The sequence below is a fragment of the Oceanobacillus sp. FSL K6-2867 genome (assembly GCF_037963145.1).
In the GTDB taxonomy this organism is placed as follows: Bacteria; Bacillota; Bacilli; order Bacillales; family Amphibacillaceae; genus Oceanobacillus.
Genome location: NZ_CP150144.1, coordinates 2,183,650 through 2,203,155, shown reverse-complemented (window position 1 = coordinate 2,203,155; position 19,506 = coordinate 2,183,650). Strand labels below are relative to the sequence as shown.

Annotated in this window: 17 protein-coding genes; 3 read left to right on the top strand and 14 right to left on the bottom strand. The window is 38.2% G+C overall.

Features of this window, described 5'->3' with window-relative positions; all coding sequences use genetic code 11:
• Positions 1-405: 405 nt before the first annotated feature.
• Positions 406-1,371 carry a cation diffusion facilitator family transporter gene (locus tag NSQ77_RS10910; protein ID WP_339225994.1) on the bottom strand — a complete coding sequence of 322 codons (966 nt, stop codon included), beginning with the start codon at positions 1,369-1,371 and terminating at the stop codon, positions 406-408.
• Positions 1,372-1,388: 17 nt separating this feature from the next.
• On the bottom strand, positions 1,389-1,724 hold the full coding sequence (locus NSQ77_RS10905; RefSeq protein ID WP_339225993.1) for a metalloregulator ArsR/SmtB family transcription factor: 336 nt from the start codon (positions 1,722-1,724) through the stop codon (positions 1,389-1,391).
• 181 nt (positions 1,725-1,905) lie between these two features.
• Between NSQ77_RS10905 and NSQ77_RS10900 the strand changes: the two genes are divergently transcribed.
• Complete coding sequence (locus tag NSQ77_RS10900) at positions 1,906-2,763, top strand: polysaccharide deacetylase family protein (protein ID WP_339230909.1); 858 nt, start codon at positions 1,906-1,908, stop codon at positions 2,761-2,763.
• A 75-nt stretch (positions 2,764-2,838) separates the two neighbouring features.
• Here the strand turns inward: NSQ77_RS10900 and NSQ77_RS10895 are convergent, their stop codons facing one another.
• From NSQ77_RS10895 to NSQ77_RS10885, 3 genes are all read right to left on the bottom strand, one after another.
• Positions 2,839-3,258 (bottom strand): MarR family transcriptional regulator, encoded by a 420-nt coding sequence (locus NSQ77_RS10895; RefSeq protein ID WP_339230908.1) that lies wholly within the window; start codon positions 3,256-3,258, stop codon positions 2,839-2,841.
• A gap of 73 nt (positions 3,259-3,331) precedes the next feature.
• Positions 3,332-4,066 carry an SDR family oxidoreductase gene (locus NSQ77_RS10890; RefSeq protein WP_339230907.1) on the bottom strand — a complete coding sequence of 245 codons (735 nt, stop codon included), beginning with the start codon at positions 4,064-4,066 and terminating at the stop codon, positions 3,332-3,334.
• A 13-nt stretch (positions 4,067-4,079) separates the two neighbouring features.
• Positions 4,080-4,829: an SDR family oxidoreductase gene (locus tag NSQ77_RS10885; RefSeq protein ID WP_339230906.1), complete on the bottom strand. Its 750-nt coding sequence runs from the start codon at positions 4,827-4,829 to the stop codon at positions 4,080-4,082.
• A gap of 236 nt (positions 4,830-5,065) precedes the next feature.
• On the opposite strand from NSQ77_RS10885, the gene NSQ77_RS10880 reads away from it, so the two are divergent.
• Entirely contained in the window at positions 5,066-6,028 is a 963-nt protein-coding gene (locus tag NSQ77_RS10880; protein ID WP_339230905.1) for an aromatic acid exporter family protein, read from the top strand.
• A 508-nt stretch (positions 6,029-6,536) separates the two neighbouring features.
• On the opposite strand, the gene NSQ77_RS10875 is transcribed toward NSQ77_RS10880, so the two are convergent.
• From NSQ77_RS10875 to NSQ77_RS10855, 5 genes are all read right to left on the bottom strand, one after another.
• Positions 6,537-7,787 carry a lactate racemase domain-containing protein gene (locus NSQ77_RS10875; protein WP_339230904.1) on the bottom strand — a complete coding sequence of 417 codons (1,251 nt, stop codon included), beginning with the start codon at positions 7,785-7,787 and terminating at the stop codon, positions 6,537-6,539.
• Positions 7,788-7,925: 138 nt separating this feature from the next.
• A complete protein-coding gene (gene pdxA, locus NSQ77_RS10870) occupies positions 7,926-8,924 on the bottom strand; it encodes a 4-hydroxythreonine-4-phosphate dehydrogenase PdxA (protein WP_339230903.1) in 999 nt (332 codons plus the stop codon).
• 101 nt (positions 8,925-9,025) lie between these two features.
• Positions 9,026-10,345, bottom strand: a complete 1,320-nt coding sequence (locus NSQ77_RS10865) for a four-carbon acid sugar kinase family protein (protein WP_339230902.1) — start codon at positions 10,343-10,345, stop codon at positions 9,026-9,028.
• 248 nt (positions 10,346-10,593) lie between these two features.
• Positions 10,594-12,366, bottom strand: coding sequence for a PrpR N-terminal domain-containing protein (locus NSQ77_RS10860; protein WP_339230901.1), 1,773 nt, complete (start codon positions 12,364-12,366; stop codon positions 10,594-10,596).
• Between the two features lie 354 nt (positions 12,367-12,720).
• Positions 12,721-14,067 (bottom strand): gluconate:H+ symporter, encoded by a 1,347-nt coding sequence (locus tag NSQ77_RS10855; RefSeq protein ID WP_339230900.1) that lies wholly within the window; start codon positions 14,065-14,067, stop codon positions 12,721-12,723.
• A 639-nt stretch (positions 14,068-14,706) separates the two neighbouring features.
• Between NSQ77_RS10855 and NSQ77_RS10850 the strand changes: the two genes are divergently transcribed.
• Positions 14,707-14,832, top strand: coding sequence for a hypothetical protein (locus NSQ77_RS10850; protein WP_339230899.1), 126 nt, complete (start codon positions 14,707-14,709; stop codon positions 14,830-14,832).
• 204 nt (positions 14,833-15,036) lie between these two features.
• Here NSQ77_RS10850 and NSQ77_RS10845 read toward each other — a convergent pair whose 3' ends face one another.
• The 4 genes from NSQ77_RS10845 to NSQ77_RS10830 form a co-directional block, all read right to left on the bottom strand.
• On the bottom strand, positions 15,037-15,822 hold the full coding sequence (locus tag NSQ77_RS10845; RefSeq protein ID WP_339230898.1) for an SDR family oxidoreductase: 786 nt from the start codon (positions 15,820-15,822) through the stop codon (positions 15,037-15,039).
• Between the two features lie 415 nt (positions 15,823-16,237).
• Positions 16,238-17,683 carry a carbon starvation CstA family protein gene (locus NSQ77_RS10840; protein WP_339230897.1) on the bottom strand — a complete coding sequence of 482 codons (1,446 nt, stop codon included), beginning with the start codon at positions 17,681-17,683 and terminating at the stop codon, positions 16,238-16,240.
• A 205-nt stretch (positions 17,684-17,888) separates the two neighbouring features.
• A complete protein-coding gene (locus NSQ77_RS10835; RefSeq protein WP_339230896.1) occupies positions 17,889-18,773 on the bottom strand; it encodes a VOC family protein in 885 nt (294 codons plus the stop codon).
• An 84-nt stretch (positions 18,774-18,857) separates the two neighbouring features.
• The gene (locus tag NSQ77_RS10830; protein ID WP_339230895.1) at positions 18,858-19,283 is read right to left on the bottom strand and encodes an SRPBCC family protein; all 426 of its coding nucleotides are present in this window, start codon (positions 19,281-19,283) and stop codon (positions 18,858-18,860) included.
• Positions 19,284-19,506 lie beyond the last annotated feature (223 nt).

Here is a 19,506-nt window from a genome sequence, read left to right as displayed (position 1 = left end):
AATTAGGCAGCATTCAAATTTGGAATGCTGTCTTTATTATTTTATAAACGGTTTTCGCTTGGTAAATGGCATTTAAACCTTCTTAATAAACGAATTAAGTGCTGCCTGAAGAACATGACGGTGAACTCATTTATTTGTTCGAAAAGGGATAGGTGACTGTTCTTGGCAAGTTTGAATGTGAGAAATATGCTGGAGGAACAGCGTGTATTATTTTTAATGAAGAAGACGTTATTTCCGTTGGATAAGGAATGCTTCGCTTTGTTAACGAAGAGGGGCAATGAATAAGAACCAGCCTCTTGTGTTAAAAGATGATTATATATTAAAGCAAGGAATGCTATAATTCCCCTCAATCCTCATATCATTGAGGAGAATTATAAATTTTCATTGATTCAATTACAATTCCCATTAGTGGTGATGGTGGTGTCCAGATGATTCTGCCTTCACTTTGCACAAAATTGAATTGTCATGCAGGTGAGTGGCTGTTTCCAACTGAATCGTCATATGATGAATATTTTTATGTTCAAGGTCGTGTTCAATTTGACGAAGCATTTGTTCACTTTCAGCAATGGACATTTGATCAGCGACAACAGCATGACAGGAAAGTGCATTCAATCCACTTGTGATTGACCAGATGTGCAAATCATGAACGCCTTGAATCCCTCTTGTATTTTGGATTGTTTGAATCACATCTTCCACATCTACATTTTGCGGGGTTCCTTCCATCAGGATATGGAGTCCGGACTTCGCAACATAATAGCCGCTCCGTAATACGAGTACAGCAACAATGACACTTGCCAGGGGGTCTGCCCAGCCCCAGCCAAAGAATATCATGAGCAGCGCAGCGATAATTGCACCAATGGAACCAAGCATATCACTAATCACATGCAAGTATGCTCCACGCATATTCAAGTTCTCTTCTACGTCTCCGCCGCGCATCATAATCCACGCAACCAGAATATTGACTATTAAGCCAATAGAAGCGATCATTAACATTCCAGTTGAAGCAACTTCGGGCGGATTTTGAAAACGTTCAATTGCTTCATAAAAAATATAAATAGCTATTAATACAAGCGTTATCCCGTTAAGGACAGCCGCCAGTATTTCAAATCGTTTATATCCATAGGTTTTGCTGTAGTTAGCAGCCCTTTCTCCAAGTGTAAAGGCCAATAATGCAATCCCAAGCGAGATAGCATCACTTAACATATGACCTGCATCTGCCAGCAATGCAAGGCTATTTGTAAGAAATCCACCTATAGCCTCCACAATCATATATAACGTAATAATAATAAAACTTATCATTAACGTCTTTTTATTTGCACCATGTGTATGGTCATGTCCATGGTGGTGATCGTGTCCATGATTATGTCCCAATTTAAATACCTCCCCAATTAATGATGTGCAGCATGCTCAATTGCTTGCTTCAGTAAATTCATAACATGATCGTCATCTTCTGAATAATATAAAGTTGTTCCCGCTCTTCTATATTTGACTAATCTTAAGTTTTTTAGGAATCGTAATTGGTGGGAGACACTTGATTGACTTAAATTCAGTGTCTCTGCAATATCATTAACAGAATGCTCTCCTGTACATAATAAGTTCAAAATACGGATTCTGGTTGGGTCACTTAAAGCTTTAAATGTTTGAGATACGACAAACAGCGTTTCTTCATCTAAATGCTGCTCACTTTTACTAAAACTCTGTGCCAGTTTCTGCTCTTCACTCATCATTTTTACCCCTTTATCATATATTTTAATCTATATACATGAACATATGCTCATATATAGATTAAAATACTATCCAATAATAGTCAATCATAAAGTTTCCGTATAAATCATATTCTTTCACCTAAAATAACACTAAGTTATTAATAACATAGATCCCATTGCTGGAAGAGGAGATGAATAAATGAAAGGACAGATTGTTAAATGGCTATTGACTGTCGGGTTTTTATTTTGCTTTTATCCAATAAATGATATTACTGCAAATGCAAATAAGGTACCTCTAGAAGATGCTTCACAGCAAGAGCAACAGGAAAATCCAGAAGATGCTATTCCTGATCTTAGAGGAGGGTCTGAAAATCCCGAGCGTGAACGTCAGCAGCCTGTTGATTTGAGAATCTTACAACAGCGGTATCCAGATGTGTTTTTCTTGCAAGGCGCTTCAGATCAGAATCAAGTTGCTTTAACATTTGATGATGGGCCGGACCCGCGCTTTACAAATGAAATACTGGACGTATTAAACCAATACGGTGTTCCGGCGACATTTTTCTTGCTCGGTTCGAGGACTGCTGCTTATCCTGAAATTGTCACACGAATTCAAAATGAGGGACATGTGATTGGAAATCATACATACTTCCATCCTAACCTTGTAGATGAAGCAGACATTAGAGCGCTAGAGCAGGAAGCAATCAGAACGGAAGATGAACTCTATGACATGATCGGTTACCGTACACACTTATTCAGACCTCCATATGGTTTCTTATACGATGAATTAGTCGAACAGCTTGCGAGGATGAACTATTCTGTAATTGGCTGGTCAGTGGACTCTTTGGATTGGCAAGAAGACCCGCCAGAGGTTATTGCTTCGAATGTATTGGACAACATCCATCCGGGGGCTGTCATTCTTATGCATGATGGGGCAGAATGGGAGGGAGATCGCACGAATACAATCGAATCCCTTCATCAAATAATTCCATCATTGCAAGAGCAAGGATACGAATTTGTTACAGTACCGCAGTTATTGAATATTCCATTTGAGAAATAGGAGATTCTTCTTCTATTTCTTTTATTATTAGTTTTTATCCCTATGCTGTTTCCGCTCATTTTAGTATAGACGAATTTATACAAACCGATTTAGCTTCTCATATATAGCAAGCAATTGCAGTACTTCCTCGTCAGTCAGCTTATCAAATAGACTTCCACGGAGTGCTTTTCCTTCATCATGTGCTTTATTTACCATCTCAATTCCTTCGTCGGTAATTGCTAAATAAATAATCCGACGATCATTTTCATCCACAAGCCGAACAGCCAATTTCCGTTGGACAAGCTTTTCGGATAAGTGTGTCAAAGATGGCGGAGTTAAGCCTAGGGTCTTCGCAATATCGGATGGCCTGCTTTTACCGTTTCGCTTCAAATGGCCAAGAACAAGAATGTGCGAGATTCCAAGGTTTTCTTTAAATAGTTTATTCCACTGTATGATTAAATTGTTCGTCACCTGGTCCATGGAATGAATCAGTTCAAAAATTGTTCGTTCTTTCATATTTGTATAACCTGCTTTCTATAAGCGAAGTGCCCCCTAAGAAAATAGAGGGCACTTCCTGTATATGTCTATACTACTGTGCAGAAAATCCACCGTCAATCACTAATTCGGAGCCAGTAATATAAGAAGATTCATCAGATGCTAAGAATAGCGCCGCATTTGCTATATCCTCAGGTTTTCCTAATCGCTGAAGCGGGGTTGCCTGAACTAAGCGGCCAACCAGTTCCTTTGATGTGCTGAGCGCAGCAGTCATTGGTGTTTCAATAATACCAGGGAAAAGTGTATTCACACGCACTCCCTGGCGGCCAAAGGTTGTTGCAGCCGCTTTTGATAGCGCACGTACCGCTCCTTTTGATGCAGAATAATGATTAAAGCCTTGTCCGATCTGCGCCGTATAGGATGAAATATTAACAATGGACCCTTTATGTTGTTCTGCCATATATGGTGCAACATGTTTAATACCAGCAAATGGCCCAAAGCCATTAATAGACAGCATTTTTTGCCAATCGTCCAGGTCAATCTCTTCGTATGACTTTTCAGATGATATACCAGCGTTATTTACGAGAATATCAATTTTACCAAAACGATCGTTCACTTCCTTAGCAAAAGCTTTCCAATCTTCATCAGAGGCAACATTTAATTTCATGCCATATATATTTTCTTTTTCACTTACCTTTTGCAGTGCTTCCTCATTAATGTCAGCCGCAATAACAGTAGCTCCCTCTTTACTGAAGAGTTCTGCCATCCCTTCACCAATACCTGATGCTCCGCCAGTAATAATCGCAACCTTGTTATCTAATCGTCCCATTATATTTTCCTCCTTAACGTAATTTAATTGACCCGCCATCAACCATGATTGTTTGCCCCGTAATATAATCGGAATCACTGCTTGCCAGGAAGACTGCAGTTCTGCCAATATCCTGCTCTGGGTCACCCAGTCGACGAAGGGGCAGTTTATTAATCATCGCATCATATAATTCAGGTGCATTGTCGCGCCATTGTTCAACACCAGGCGTGAGGGCAATTGGTGATATCAGATTCACATTAATTCCATCTGGTCCCCATTCATTTGCCGCAACTCGGGAAATTGCGCGTATTGCCTCTTTTGCCGCAGCATAGGATGTTTGTGTTACTTGCCCATCAAGTCCAGCACCAGACGCAAAGTTAATGACCTTGCCACGAGTCTTCTTTAACTCCGGATAGGACGCCTGCATGAAATGGAATGTAGGATAAAAACCTGTTGCAAATGATAAATCAAAATGCTCCAGTGTTGTTTCCATAAAAGGAGCCTGTTTGGATACATGTGCATTATTCACTAGGATATCCAACCTGCCGAATTTCTCCACAACTTCGGTAACGATCTCCTCGATGTTTTCTTTCATCGAGATATCTCTTATAAAAAGTAAGCCTTGCGTAAATTGATTTATTTCCGCAAAGGCTGCTTTTCCCTTTTCTTCATTTACATCAACAATTGCAACGTGCGCGCCTTCTTTTGCCATTGCCAGAGCAATCCCTCTGCCAATACCAGAAGCACTGCCTGTAACAATTGCCACTTTATCTTGTAATCTCATTCCAATTACCTCTTTCGTATATATTTAGACGTCTAAATATTTAACATCTAAATAATAACATGACTTAATGTTGAATGCAATTATCGCGCATGCGAATTGTCATAAAATTGGACATACTTTTTAAAGGTACAAGCATGCCAACCCGCTATATACGGCGCTGAACCTAAGATTCATCCCGCTACCCATTATGGGTTATAATGGAGTAATCACTGAACAATTACAGGATGGTGTTTTATATGGTCGGAATGGGCTATCGAACAATAAAAACTGCTATTGGCGCAGGGTTAGCAATATGGATAGCTAGTTTAATCGATTTGGAATTTGCAACGTTTGCAGCGATTATCGTCATTATGTGTATCGAAACAACAAAGAAAAGAACATTAAATACAATTAAAGAAAAGTTCTTCGCATCCCTTTTATCCATCATTCTTGGAATGGTATTTTTTGAATTATTAGGGTATAACCCAATTGCCTTTGCTGTATTTATCCTCCTATTCGTTCCAATTCTTTTGAGGGCTCGGATACAGAATGGCTTTATCACAAGCATGGTAGTCTTGCTGCATATTTATACGGTGCAAGAGGCGAGCCTGGAGACATTTTTGAATGAACTTTATATTATTTTGATTGGAATGGGAATTGCTATCCTTGTTAACAGCATCATGCCAAGTTTTAAAAAGAGTATTAACAAGAATATGTTCGAAATTGGAGAAAGGTTTGGCATTATTCTTTATGAGCTAGCTGCCTACTTAAGAGACAATGAAAGAGAATGGGATGGAAAAGAAATCATTGAAGCAGAAGATATCATCCATAAATCCAAGAGCATTGTCATTCAGGATGTAGAAAATCATCTTTTCAGGGCTGAGAATAAAGATTATCACTATCTGCAAATGCGCGGGGATCAGCTGGAAATCCTCAAAAAAATGGTAACCATCGTTCATATTATCTCTTCATCTGATTTGCATGTTAAACAAAGAGGAATGCTTGCTGACTTTTTTGAGTATGTGAGTCAAAATGTTCATTCAGGAGATAAGATACATATTGCTCTTGAAAGGCTGGAGAACTATGAAGCGTCTATTCGCGAAACAGAACTACCTAAAACAAGAGAGGAATTTGAAGTTAGAGCAAACCTATTTTATTTAAACTTTGAGATTAAAAATTACTTAACAATTAAAAAGAAGGTTTTCGAAGTGATAGATTGATGTAATCCAAAAGCTGTAAAAGGGGCTGCGTTAAATGTTGCTTTATCTGAACAGCCTAATTCGAAGCGCTTATTTGCTATGAGTATATCGGATCCACTCTATTATAAAGGGGACCATATTATGGTAAAGAGGGTAAAATATATATTTATAATCATGTTTTTAACTCTTCTAGTTATTCATTTAACTACTGAACTTAAATATGCTTTCGAAATAATTATGGCATTAGTAGTGGTTCAAATTATAGCCTACTCAATAGCTGAAAAGATTGATAAAAAAAGACGAAATTAACGATAAAGATAAATAGAGACAAGCTAAGGTATATCCTAGGCTTGTCTCTATTTAAGTTAATATTATGTTATGTTGGAGCTGCAGTTCAGTATAAGAAGTTTTATTTAACTAAAACCATAAAAAAAGAGGGATTCCACTAAATGTCCCTCTTTAAACAGATTAAATCATTATTTCTGCATACTTTTTTAAGTCAGCTGACCGTTACAAACTTCCATACCTGTTACATCGGAGGAAAATAATCATCCGCATCAAATTTCATTTCATGTAAGCCTTCTAATACCTCAATATTTTCCTTATCCTTCAGTTCATTGAAAATTACTTCTGATACAAACAGTTCGCCAATATGAAGGGTGTTTGGAATTCGTACAATTCTTGCGTCCTGTGCTGGCACACCCCAAGTAGCGCGGAGAGCAGCCTCCAACGCTTCACGATCGCTATCAAGGACAATTGGAATTTTAGCTCTATCTAAAAATGTACTTGTTACAACATTTTCATTCATTGTTTTTAAATCAATTTTGTCAAATAGACGCCTCGTTGTTAAATCAGATAGACCAATTCCTAATGCATTACCATGGCTTGCCTCACTTAAATTCGAAGCGATAACATATTTTACACTAGGTTTTTCTGGCTCTTCCACACCTAATACACGGATTCGGCCAATGATATTCGTATCCATACCGGTTCCACTATAATTTTTGCCGATTTCATCAACGACTAATATATCCATTTCGTCAACTGGAAGACTTGGCATCAAAGCAAATGCACGTTTCAATAATTCTCTTTCGCGATTTTCAATTTCATCTGGATGGATAGCTTCAATGATTGCAGTTTCTTCATGGGCGTTTTCTACAATTGCTATCCCAAATAATGTATTTGAATTACCAATGGCTACTTTACCAACTTCAGGCATCATGTCACGAATCCCTCTAATACCATATGTGTGAAGAGCTAATGCTTGCTTATGTTTCCCCATGCCAATCGATGCCATTTTTAAAACGCCACTTTCAATATCCTTTTTAAAATCAGTATGTGGCTTCACACGACCCATCACGATAATACCATCGGCATGATATGCATGCTTATCAACATAAACGGGAATGCCTGCTGACGTTTTGCCAACCTCTACAACTTCCATGGACGAACGAATTTCGCATCCGGTAGATTCCTCTGTTACACCAAGACCGTCCAATACTTCAATTTGCCCTTCGGCAGTTGCTCCACCATGACTTCCCATCGCAGGGATGATAAATGGTTTTGCACCTCTTTTTTTTATTTCATCTGCTACACTTTTGACGATCTGTGGAATGTTAGCAATCCCCCGGCTTCCTACGGTAATCGCAATTTCCATGCCAGACACTATTTTTTCGTCTGCTTTTACATGGTTGAATTGTTCAGAAATGGTTCCAGCAATATCGTTCAGGCTTTCTACTTGAAATTTTTGTCTTATTTTTGCGAACTTCGGTAAAGACATTGACGTCACTCCTTCCATATTACTTTTATCCAGTTTTTAAGAAATATCCCATGTAGTGGGTAGCATCTATTCTTCAACAAAATCTTTATGCAAGGAAAGCAAGAGGTCGATGTCAACCTCCTGCTTGATTAGTTATTATTAATTTTCGGGGGCTAGTTCAACCGCCATACGAAGCGCTTCTTTTAGGGATAGCTCGTCCGCAATATTTTTACCAGCGATATCAAAAGCTGTTCCATGGTCTACACTTGTACGGATTGTTGGAAGTCCAACTGTAATATTTACACCAGCCTCTAGACCTAGAACTTTAATTGGACCATGTCCTTGATCATGATATTGCGCAACAACGATGTCAAAGTCGCCACGTTTTGCTCTAAAGAATAGTGTATCTGCTGGAAGTGGCCCTTGTACATTAATCCCTTCTGCTTGTGCTTTTTCAACAGCTGGAATAATTTTTTCCTCCTCTTCGCCATTTCCGAAAAGTCCATTTTCTCCGGCATGCGGGTTAATTCCACAAACAGCGATGCGCGGAGATTCAATTCCTGCTTTTTGCAACGTTTCATGCGCAAGCTTAATCACTGTATATTGACGATCAACATTATTGTTTTTGATAGCATCCATTAGACCAACATGTGTTGTTGCATGAATTACGCGTAACCCTGGAGCAGATAGCATCATTGCAAAATCTTTCGTGTTCGTTAGTTCTGCTAAAATTTCTGTATGTCCAGGGTAGATGTGACCTGCTTTATGAAGCGCTTCTTTATTTAAAGGCGCTGTACAGATCCCTTGGATTTTCCCTTCATTTGCATAAGCAATTGCCTTTTCCAAATAACGGAATGCAGCGTTTCCAGCCTCTGGTGAGACTTGTCCCCATGGTAAATCGGCAGAAACTAAATCTAAATCAATAATATCGATGGTGCCATATTCGTACATTGCTTCCTCTGGTTGTGTAATGCTATTTATTTGAAGCTCTACATTGGTTACATCAAGTGCTCTTTTCAATATTTTTGCATCGCCAACTACAAATGGACGACATGTTTCATAGATATTTTTATCATTTAAGGATTTGACGATAATCTCAGGTCCTACTCCTGAAGGATCGCCCATTGTAATTGCAATATTTGGTTTTTTAGTGGCCATCATTATTTCCTCCTATTATCCTTTTCTTTTTCGCCAAGTTCATTGTGAATGGCAATCATAAGCTTAGCCTGATCGTTTGACTACATCTATACGTATCATAATTACCCATTACTGCTTATTGCATGTCCATGCACTTCCGTAACGGTTTGAAGTGCTTTTGAAAGTGCCTGTTCGGTACCAAATGCACCGGCCTTTGTTACAACCGGAATGCCGTCATACAATCCACCAAATAGCTTACCATATGGAATACCTGCTTCTACTTCACCAATGACTCGAATTCCTTCACCCTTTAATGCTTTACAAGCTGCACCGGCAATATCTCCACCTGTTAAAACAGCACCACAAATGTCGCTCGATTCAATTAACTGACCGGCAATGACTCCCATAGATTCGGCAATCGTATGCCCTACCTCAAAGTTTGATAAACCTAGTTCTCGTTTCAATTCCTTCACTCGATTCATCGCCTCTTGTCCACGATCGGTCGTTATTACTAGATCACCTTTTCCCAGTAATGCTTGACCCGCTCGAACAACACGATCAATCTCGCTCTTTCGCTCCTCTTCATAAAAGAACGCTTCAGGGGAAATAACAATTTCTTCTACAGTATTCCCTTTTCGTAAATCACGAATCTGTTGATGGGTAATCGTGTTCACACTACCTGCTACCACCAATACCGGCGGCCGTTCATCTATTTGCTTGTTAAGTACTGCTTCGTCATAGTTTCCTGTGCTTGAAAGGTGTGATGCAACTCCTGCCGAACCAACCCAAAGGAAGTTCTCTTCAAGCATTTCCGCGGCTTCCACAATTGCCTTTAATTCTTCATCTGTTGAAGCATCTATAACAATAATTTTAGAGGGAGCATCCGCAGTTATCGCTGTCATTTTTTCCAATAAGTGGTGTTTCCCTTTCTGAACATCCGAAATGGAGATCAATTCAATGTCCCGCTTGCTTTGCTCCTGCAATAATTTTGGAAGGTAGCTTTCTTTTACAGGACAGGAGGGGTCGTTTGCAATTTCCGATTCTGCTAATAGTACCCCATGCACATAGTGCTTACCATCCACGGTTGTTCGCTTGCTTTTTGGGAAAGCTGGTACGACAAATGACGTCTTAAATTGAAATACGTCCATTACTGCATCAATTTCTTGACCGACATTCCCTCTCATCGTTGAATCAATTTTCTTAAACACTTTTGTTACACCTAATTTGTTTAATTCTGTTGATAGATTAAAAACAATATCATAAGCTTTTTGAAAATCGAGTGCACGACTATCTGAATTTAAAACGATGACATCTTCACTTAGATGCACTGGCTGTATGTGTGTATCCGAAAAAAGCACCGTTGTGCTTAGCCCTTTTTTCGCAAACTGAACGCCTGTATCATTTGCACCTGTTAAATCATCTGCTATCACTGCCAGTTTCAACTCTATTTACCTCCCTTCTTAACAAGATCAGCATATATCTTTTGCTTTTTCACTTTATTTCTACTCCTATTGTCTATCGTATATCACATTATATTTATTTCTCTTAACTATTCTAATAACGCTTTCAATAACAATCATAAACCAAATCGTTGCATTTAGCAATGTTTTAATTAATTTATTTTTAAACTCCTGTCAATTGTTGTATTTTGCATCAAAAGGAGCGTTTTTGCACAGAAAAACGCAAGCTATTATTTAAGCTTGCGCCATAAGGTCGACCGATTAATTCCTAAGCGTTTAGCCGCTCTGGATTGATTCATTCCTTCATCTTCAAGGACTTTTGCAATCACTTCTTTTTCGATTTCTTCTAATGTACCACTAATGTCAATATACGATAACGCATCATTCCACCTTGCTTGATGTTCCAATCTCTTAAATACAATGTCCACTTCTGCTTTCTCAATATAATAGGATTGGGCCTCCAAAAATAATTGCTCCATTACATCCTTCAGCTGTGCCACATTTCCAGGCCAATCATAAAGAACGAGCTGCTTCAGTGCATCATCCCGAATCCCGACGACTTCATTTCCATACTTCGGATGCAAATCGGAAATAAATACATGTACTAAATCCTCAATATCTTCTCTCCGTTCACGAAGCGGTGGTATTTGAATCTGTGAATGGGCTAATAATTGGAATAACTCGCGATGGAAATCTCCATTTTTAATCTTTTTATCCATATTATCGGTTGAAGATACAAGCCATTGTGGCTTCTGTTCATGTTCATCCTGAAGCACACTTAATAACTCCTTCTGCATATAAAAATTCAGGTTGTCGATATGCTTTAAGAAAATTACTCCATTGGCGTACTTTTGAAAAAAGCCCTCCTTAATGAACTCCTTCAATTGCTCTGCACTTATCACATCGCAATGCAATGTAATCAACGGGGTATCCGCAGCTTTCCTTTTTAGATAAATGGAATGGGCAATTAATTCTTTTCCATTCCCTTGCTCCCCCGAAATCCAGACAGGCTCTCCATGCTTTCCGTATTGATTAATCTGATCCAGCACTTTCTGGATTGCCTTGCTTTTTCCCGAAAATGGAGTCCGAGAAGGGGTTGTATGCAATTCAATTGCATTTTGATTCTCGTGCTCATTTTGCACAGTCATTTGATTCGAATGCGCTTTTTCAAAAAATAATGCCATTGCACCATTAATCGGGCATGTTGTTATTTTCCATAATTTATTATTAATGTAAAGCGTTTTTACTTGCTTTTCGTTTGTTAAGAGTGATTCCTGTATAAGCTTTTTTATATCGGTAGCATTGTCTAATTGCAACCAATGAAATTCGTTATGGAATCGCGCATTACCATAAGTTATTTCTGCTGCTTGATCGAAAACCCCGATAGCCTGTTCATTACTATCAAGAATCGATTGCATTAATGCAATATCCTGCTGTAAACTTGAAAATAACTGATAGGACCTTCTTGTCTCTTCTAACGCATCCATAATCGCTTCTTTACCAGATGTAATCAGCACTCCTGTCATCCCTAATTGTTTAGCAGTCTGCATCGTTATGACGTCTCCAATTACTACCTCATAACCTTGCTTTTTTAAGGCCGTTAATTTTTCCTTTACTTCATTATCCCTTGTAATCGTTAAGGTTTTAACATCCAAATCCAGTAGTTTACATATTGTAGCTGCACCTTGTGTAATATTCGAAAATCCAACAATAGCAGCTTTGCCAGAAAATCCTTTTACAAGTGTTAAAATACGTAATACATCGTAGCCAGAAACTTGAATATCGATTACCGGGATAGATACCGCCTCTTGTATCATTGAAGCAGTACCGCCACGGCTGATAACAACATGGTAGCCTTCATTTTCAGCATTCTTTGCAATTTGGACACCTTCATATAAGTTACCTAATTCAATGTGTAATTCAATATCTTCTATTTCTTGACTGATCTCTTTCATCATTTCAAGCAGTCCCTCATAAGGGACGATTACCAACGCTTTTATCATTTTAATTCACCTTCTGTCACTAAAATCAAGCTATGTATTTCTTTTATTTTAATTACAATGATTCTTAACCTAAATCTATTGTAGATTTTCCATGAAAAAGTCTAATCTAGCAATCTATAAAGGAAGTGAATACATTGTTTCCTATTCTGTTTCATTTTACTTACTTTGATAAGCTGATAGTATGCAATTTGCAACACTATTAATTATAAGCCATATTCCCTTAAAGTAAAAGTAATTGATAAAGCGATTTCAATACCAATTAGAATATCAGCTTTCAAACGAAATCTGGAGGAAATGCATATAAAAAGCAATCATTTTATAGAACAGAATCTATAAAATGATTGCTTTGTTTTTTTAAATAATGATATCTAATAATAAAGTACATACTAGACCAGATACAGCAACGATTGTGGAGAGTACGGTATATGTTCCAAATGCTTCTTTTAATGTCATACCCAGAGATTCTTTAACCATCCAGAAGCCGGCATCGTTAACATGTGATGCAATGGCACTACCTGCTCCTGTCGCAAGAGCAACTAGTTCTAGGTTAACATCGGGAATTCCAGCAAGTGAAGGTATAACCAATCCTGCTGTTGTTAATGTTGCAACCGTTCCAGATCCTAAGCAAATACGTAATATTGCTGCGACCATCCAGGCAAAGAAGACCGGAGACATTGCAGAACCTGCAAAAATATCAGCAACATAATCACCTACACCACCATCAATAAGCACTTGTTTTAAAGCACCGCCACCACCGATGATTAATAGCAGCATACCTAAAGCATTGATTGCGGAAGAACAAGAATCCATTAATGTCTTAATTGGAATATTTCTTCTCAATCCCATTGTATAAACTGCCAGTAATAAAGAAAGCAACATAGCAGTTGAAGAATTACCAATGAAACGAATCAAGCTCACTAACATGTTATCGGAAAAGCCGAAAACTGGCTGAACCATATCAACGATAGCACCTAAAGCCATTAGAATAACAGGAAATAGTGCTGTAAATAAACTAATACCAAAACCAGGCGTTTCTTCTAATTTAAATGTCTTTTGGACTCCAAACGATGCACTGCCTTCTCTCGTAAATGCAGTCGGCACAATCTTTTTCGCAAGCTTCGGATACAAGATACCCGCAAAAATAACTGTAGGGATAGCGACTATAATTCCGTAAATTAAGACCAAGCCAATATTTGCACCATATTCCGCAGCTACTACGGTTGGCCCTGGATGCGGAGGTAAAAATGCATGCGTTGCCAATGCAGCAGTAACCATCGGCAGTCCCAATTTTACAATAGAAACCTTTAATTCCTTGGCGATCGAGAATATAATTGGAACAAGCAATACAATTGCTACTTCAAGGAATAATGCGATACCAACTATAAATGAGGCAAATAATACAGCCCATTGAATTCTTTTTTCGCCAAATTTGTCAATTAGCGTTATCGCAATGCGATTCGCTCCACCTGCATCTGCAATTAATCTACCAAGCATGGCACCCATACCAAAGATTAAGGCAATATGACCAAGTGTTCCACCTAAACCGCTTTCAATCGACCCAACAACTTCTCCCATAGGCATTCCTAGCGCTAAGGCTACAATAAACGAAACAATAATCAATGAAACAAATGTGTTTAATTTAAATTTCATGATGAAAATAAGTAGTAACAGTACCCCTATTGCAACAATTAATAATGGCATATATTAGCCCCCCAATGTAATTTTTAGCAGTTCTGTTTGCTTTATATAAAGATGTTGTAAGTTGTTCTTTATAGATGGCAGCATCTATGTGCGCTCCTACTATATACACTCTCAATAAATGACCAAACTCATTCATCTCAAACCCAATTGGCAGTGCTTACAAAATAAATTTAAAATAGAGAATCAGACTGCCTGCTTTTGTTCTCTGTTCGCCATTAGCAACGTACATAGTCGCCATATGTGCTAAATCGCAACACTTTTCTATGATACCAAGATAAAATTCACAACACTTATTTCTATTCACTACTTGAAATAGTTTAGAAGGCACTTAAACTGTTGTTTTTCGCATCAAAGTCATTTTATACTGTGTTTATATTATTGTCAAGAGGAGAAATAGAGTTATTTGTGTTTGTTTTTTCAACAGTTTTATTTGTTTGTAGAGAGTTATTCATGTAGTGTGTTTATTCTGTACTGTTTAAAATGAGCAGAATTATATTTCATAGCACCCCGTACGAGGAGCGTATAATAGGGTTAACGGAATTTTTTCTTATTTACTCTTAAATATGTACAATTTGTAATTTAGAAGGAGAGATTCAATTGAGATGCGGCAAAAGTGCTTTCTTGTGAAAGCTGAAATAGATGGAAAAAAAACTCCTTAAAACGATAAATGCCAGAACACATGCAGAGGCAAGAAAAACCATTCAGAAAGAACATGGTGCAACAATACCTATCCTAGCTGTGCGAGAGAAGAGAGATGGTCGTTAAATTGCAGAGTAAGTTTATTTATAGGGGTTTTGCTTCATTCTAGTCAGCTTAACAGTCATGCATTGAATGGTTGTAAGTCCAACCTGAAGCTTTCAGTTCGTATTTGTGCGGAATTCTAAAGAAGCAGGAAATCTTTTTCTGATTCCCTGCTTTTCCATATCTAAAACTGTCTAATTAATTTATCCCATAATGTCTAATTGAAATTTAATATTTATAAGACTGTCCACCATCAATTGGCACAACAGCCGCATTAACAAATCCTGTTTGATCCGATAAAAGGAAGGCAGTTAAGTAGCCCACTTCTTCTGGTTTACCAAAACGTTTCATTGGGTTTGGTTCAACAAATGCTTTTCCTACTTCTTCCCAGCCATCTTCGCCACCGATTTGTTTTAATGATCCTTCCACCATTGGTGTCATAATTGCTCCCGGTGCAATCGCATTAATTGTAATCCCGAATTGGCCGTACTCAATTGCAGAGTTATGTGTTAATCCAACTACACCATGCTTACTAGCAGCATAGCCTGATTGGTTGCCAACACCACGAATACCACCTACTGAAGCAGTATTTACTACGTGCCCGCTGCCATTTTCTTTCATCACTTTCAGAACATATTTTAAGCCATAGAATACACCATTCAGGTTAATATCAACAACTTTTTGGAATTCATCTGAACCGAAATCTTCTGTCATGTTTTGTTTTCCTTCAATTCCAGCATTATTAAAGAATCCATCAATCGTACCAAATGCTTCTACTGTTTTATCTACATAATTTTTTACTTCATCCTCATTAGCAACGTTCGCCGTTACTAGAAGAACCTCTGCACTAGGTGCTACCTCAAGTACTTCCGTTTTTGTTTCTTCTAATCCCTTTTCATTTAAATCAACTAAAGATAATTTTGCCCCTTCTTTTGCTACTTGTAATGCTACAGCACGACCTAGACCAGATCCTGCCCCAGTGATAAGTACTGCTTTCCCTTCGAACCTTTCCATATATGTCATCCCTCTCTGCCATTTTTATATCCTAATGCATTTAATTAATTTATATTTAATTAAGGTATTTAAAATATTAAAAATGTATCGTCGCTTTAATTTCATTTTGTCAATTTAGGTCTTGAAATTGACCCTCTAATACTTTCTCCGTTTTAGTCAAGCGTATTCATTTTTGCACCGTTTCTTTATACGTTTTCGAGCCAAACAACGCCTACCACTGCTTGGATGGTTATATTCAACTTACTTACGGAACAGTATTGTAAATAAAATAACCCTGCCACTTCAATATAAAGTGACAGGGTTATCAATAATATGTATCATAATGACTTTAGGGAACGCAGGGTCAGGCTCATCGCCCCAAAACAGAAAGTTATTTGGGACAAGGAACTGAAAAAAATCCTTGTCCCTGCTATCCCTACCCTGCTTTCACATCCGCATCTTCATGGTTGCCGGCTGTTTTATGTTTAATAAGCTGTCTGACAAACCAAGCAAGTACAGCCAGCCAAATAATCATTCCTAGAAGCAAAGAAATACCATAGTCCAGATTAAATCCTTCTGGTGCGTAAAACCAATACGTACTTACTACCGCTGTCATGAATAATGCTGGAATACTGCAGATCCAATGAAACTTATTATTTTTCACAAGATACATGGCCGCAGTCCATAACATTACCGCTGCAACAATCTGATTAGATCCACCCACATAGCGCCAGAGAAAGCTATAATCAATTGTGGAGAGATATAATGCTGGTCCGGCTATAGGTATAATAAGCAATGCCAGCTTTCCTTTTCCATTAAAGTCTTTCTTTGTTATTTGAGTCAATAATTCCGCAAGCATCATTCTTGATGAACGTAATGCCGTATCACCAGTTGTAATTGGAAGGACGACAATCCCTAATATCGCAAGAACGCCGCCAAACGCCCCCAGTGTTGTTAGACTAATTTCATTAACAACTCCAGCAGGCCCACCTGCATTCAATGCTGTCTGCAATGCGCCAGTACTGCCAAAGAAGGTCATCCCTGCCGCTGCCCAAATCATGGCAATAACCCCTTCACCAATCATTGCTCCGTAAAATACCTTTCTGCCTTCACTCTCTTTTTTCAATGTTCGGGCAAGTATTGGACTCTGTGTACTATGAAAGCCAGAGATTGCACCACATGATATGGTTACCATTAATAATGGCCAAATTGGCATCTCTCCAGGATGCAAATTGCTTAATGTTAAATTTGGAATCGAGTAATCAAAAAAGAACAAGCCTACCCCAATCGATAAAGCCATAAAAATTAAAATTGCTCCAAAAATCGGATAAACCCTTCCAATTACTTTATTAATTGGCAGTACTGCTGCAAGTACTAAATAAGCAAATATAATAAGAAGCCATGTCGCAAAGTTCAATGGTGTTATTTGCGTTAATAACTGGGCAGGTGCTGCAGTAAATGCTGCCGCTACCAAAACCATTAAAAATATCGAAACAATCGTAGTAATCAATTTCAACTTTTCGCCCAAATACTTACCGACAATTGTCGGAAATTGTGCTCCATTATGCCTGAGTGAGATCATTCCTGAAAAATAATCATGTACTCCTCCAGCAAAAATACAACCAATAACAATCCAGATAAATGCTACAGGACCATAAAGCGCCCCCATTATTGCACCAAAAATCGGACCAGTTCCAGCGATATTTAAAAGCTGAATTAAACTTGCCTTCCACCAACTCATTGGCATATAATCAAGGCCATCATTGCTTGTATAGGCAGGCGTTGGATTCTGGTCATTAATGCCAAAAATTCGTTCAACCACCTTCCCGTAAACGATATAACCAACAATTAACAACAAAATAGATGCTATAAAAGTAATCACCGCTGAAACCCCCTTTTATCTAAAAATTTAAATATAATAATATAACGTAAAGTGTGAAAAATCAATGACTTTTGACATTTTTCTACAAATTTCTACTTAGTTGGCTTTTATGGTAGATGAATTAAATCTATTAAAACAATTGAACAAATAAAAATGGCCTTACTCCATATTTGACAAGGATTAAGACCAAGTTTTCTATATTGTTTCAGTTTACCAAACGCGCTTTTTCCAATGCGTTGATATCAATTTTTTTCATTTTCAGTAGTGCTTCAGAAGCCCGGCGTGCTTCCTCCTTTGGTCCTTTAAACAGAACTTCCTCCATGTTATCTGGAACGATCTGCCAGGAAACGCCAAACTTATCTTTTACCCAACCGCACTGTTCCGATTCAGGTACGGCGGAAAGCTTGTCCCAGTAATAATCAATCTCTTCCTGGTCTTTACAATTAACAACGAAGGAAAATGCTTCATTAAAATTAAAGTCAGCATTCATTCCATTATCCATTGCTGAAAAGTTCATTCCAAAAAGATTAAAATCAGCATACTTAACTGTTGCTTCCGATGATTGCGATTCTCCAGGTTCATACTTGCTGATTACTCCTATTCTAGCTTCCTTAAATATGTTCGTGTAGAAGGTTACTGCTTCTTCAGCCTTTCCGCATACATCACCAGAGAAAAGCATGTTTGGTGTAATTTTTTGCGAAGATTGTCCCTTATCTACCAGCATCAGCTGCCAGGACAAGCCATAGCGATCCTGCACCCAGCCATACCGTTTGCTAAATGGATACTCCCCAAGTGGCATTAATTCAAAGCCACCGTCTGCTAATGCCTCCCATTTGGTATTCACTTCTTCTTTGGTCATGCAAGCTACCATTAATGAAATCGTTGGGTTGAATTGGAAATGCGGACCTGCACTTATTGCCTGAAATTCCTGACCGGCCAGTTCAAAGCTTACTATTTCTGAATCACCAGATGGTGTGTCTTCAATAACTGTCACATTTCGTAATTTGGACTGTTCAAATAAACCGATGTAAAACATTGCCGCTTCTTTCGCTTCTTTGTCATACCATAAATGTGGAACTATTTTTTGCATCAAAATACCTCCAAAGCTTATTTTTAACGTAGAGACATGGTTCAAAAAAGCGCTGTTTCCCTCTGCTTCCAGCTTCTGACTTTCTTACGTAGTTTCACTATACTTTTTAAAATTATCAAGTATCGCTTGCCATCCTGCTTTCTGCATCTCAATGGAATTGGTGTTTTCAGCTTGGAATGTTTCTACTACCATTGTGCTATTTTCCTGACCAGCAAACGTAATTTCGACCTTTCTTCCGTCCCCCAGCGTGTAAGAAATTAACTCATTCTGCCTAACCTCATCATAAACACCGGCAAAATCAAAACCGAAGCTACCGTCTTTCGCTTCCATTCGTGTAAGGAAGCTGCCTCCCACTCTTAAATCGTTCTCTGCCTTTGGTGCATGCCAGTCATCAGAAGCATTGGACCATTGTGTTATATGCTTTGGATTCGTCCAGTATTCCCACACATTTTCTACTGGCTTTTGCACTGTTGTTTCAACCGTTATGGTTTCGTTCTTACCCAATTCCATTCTGAACACCCCGCTATTGTAAATTAAGTTAATCATATATGTAACCGCTTTAATATTCAACTTATATTATGGTGAATTTTGAGAATTTTTATTCCAATAGTAAATCCCTTTACTAAAACGAAACAGAATCTTTCTCCTAAACCCGAAAAAAAAAGACCTTTTTCATTACTTTTCAGGATTATCGGTCTCGGTGTCTCTTTTTTTATAATTTCCGTAAGTGAAC

What these genes read in the sequence shown, in the direction of transcription:
- NSQ77_RS10850 (WP_339230899.1), top strand. Translation starts at nt 14,707, where the DNA reads ATGGAAAAAAAACTCCTTAAAACGATAAATGCCAGAACACATGCAGAG.
- NSQ77_RS10830 (WP_339230895.1), bottom strand. Translation starts at nt 19,283, where the DNA reads ATGGAATTGGGTAAGAACGAAACCATAACGGTTGAAACAACAGTGCAA.
- NSQ77_RS10900 (WP_339230909.1), top strand. Translation starts at nt 1,906, where the DNA reads ATGAAAGGACAGATTGTTAAATGGCTATTGACTGTCGGGTTTTTATTT.
- NSQ77_RS10885 (WP_339230906.1), bottom strand. Translation starts at nt 4,829, where the DNA reads ATGAGATTACAAGATAAAGTGGCAATTGTTACAGGCAGTGCTTCTGGT.
- pdxA (WP_339230903.1), bottom strand. Translation starts at nt 8,924, where the DNA reads ATGGCCACTAAAAAACCAAATATTGCAATTACAATGGGCGATCCTTCA.
- NSQ77_RS10835 (WP_339230896.1), bottom strand. Translation starts at nt 18,773, where the DNA reads ATGCAAAAAATAGTTCCACATTTATGGTATGACAAAGAAGCGAAAGAA.
- NSQ77_RS10905 (WP_339225993.1), bottom strand. Translation starts at nt 1,724, where the DNA reads ATGAGTGAAGAGCAGAAACTGGCACAGAGTTTTAGTAAAAGTGAGCAG.
- NSQ77_RS10875 (WP_339230904.1), bottom strand. Translation starts at nt 7,787, where the DNA reads ATGTCTTTACCGAAGTTCGCAAAAATAAGACAAAAATTTCAAGTAGAA.
- NSQ77_RS10860 (WP_339230901.1), bottom strand. Translation starts at nt 12,366, where the DNA reads ATGATAAAAGCGTTGGTAATCGTCCCTTATGAGGGACTGCTTGAAATG.
- NSQ77_RS10845 (WP_339230898.1), bottom strand. Translation starts at nt 15,822, where the DNA reads ATGGAAAGGTTCGAAGGGAAAGCAGTACTTATCACTGGGGCAGGATCT.
- NSQ77_RS10895 (WP_339230908.1), bottom strand. Translation starts at nt 3,258, where the DNA reads ATGAAAGAACGAACAATTTTTGAACTGATTCATTCCATGGACCAGGTG.
- NSQ77_RS10890 (WP_339230907.1), bottom strand. Translation starts at nt 4,066, where the DNA reads ATGGGACGATTAGATAACAAGGTTGCGATTATTACTGGCGGAGCATCA.
- NSQ77_RS10855 (WP_339230900.1), bottom strand. Translation starts at nt 14,067, where the DNA reads ATGCCATTATTAATTGTTGCAATAGGGGTACTGTTACTACTTATTTTC.
- NSQ77_RS10880 (WP_339230905.1), top strand. Translation starts at nt 5,066, where the DNA reads ATGGTCGGAATGGGCTATCGAACAATAAAAACTGCTATTGGCGCAGGG.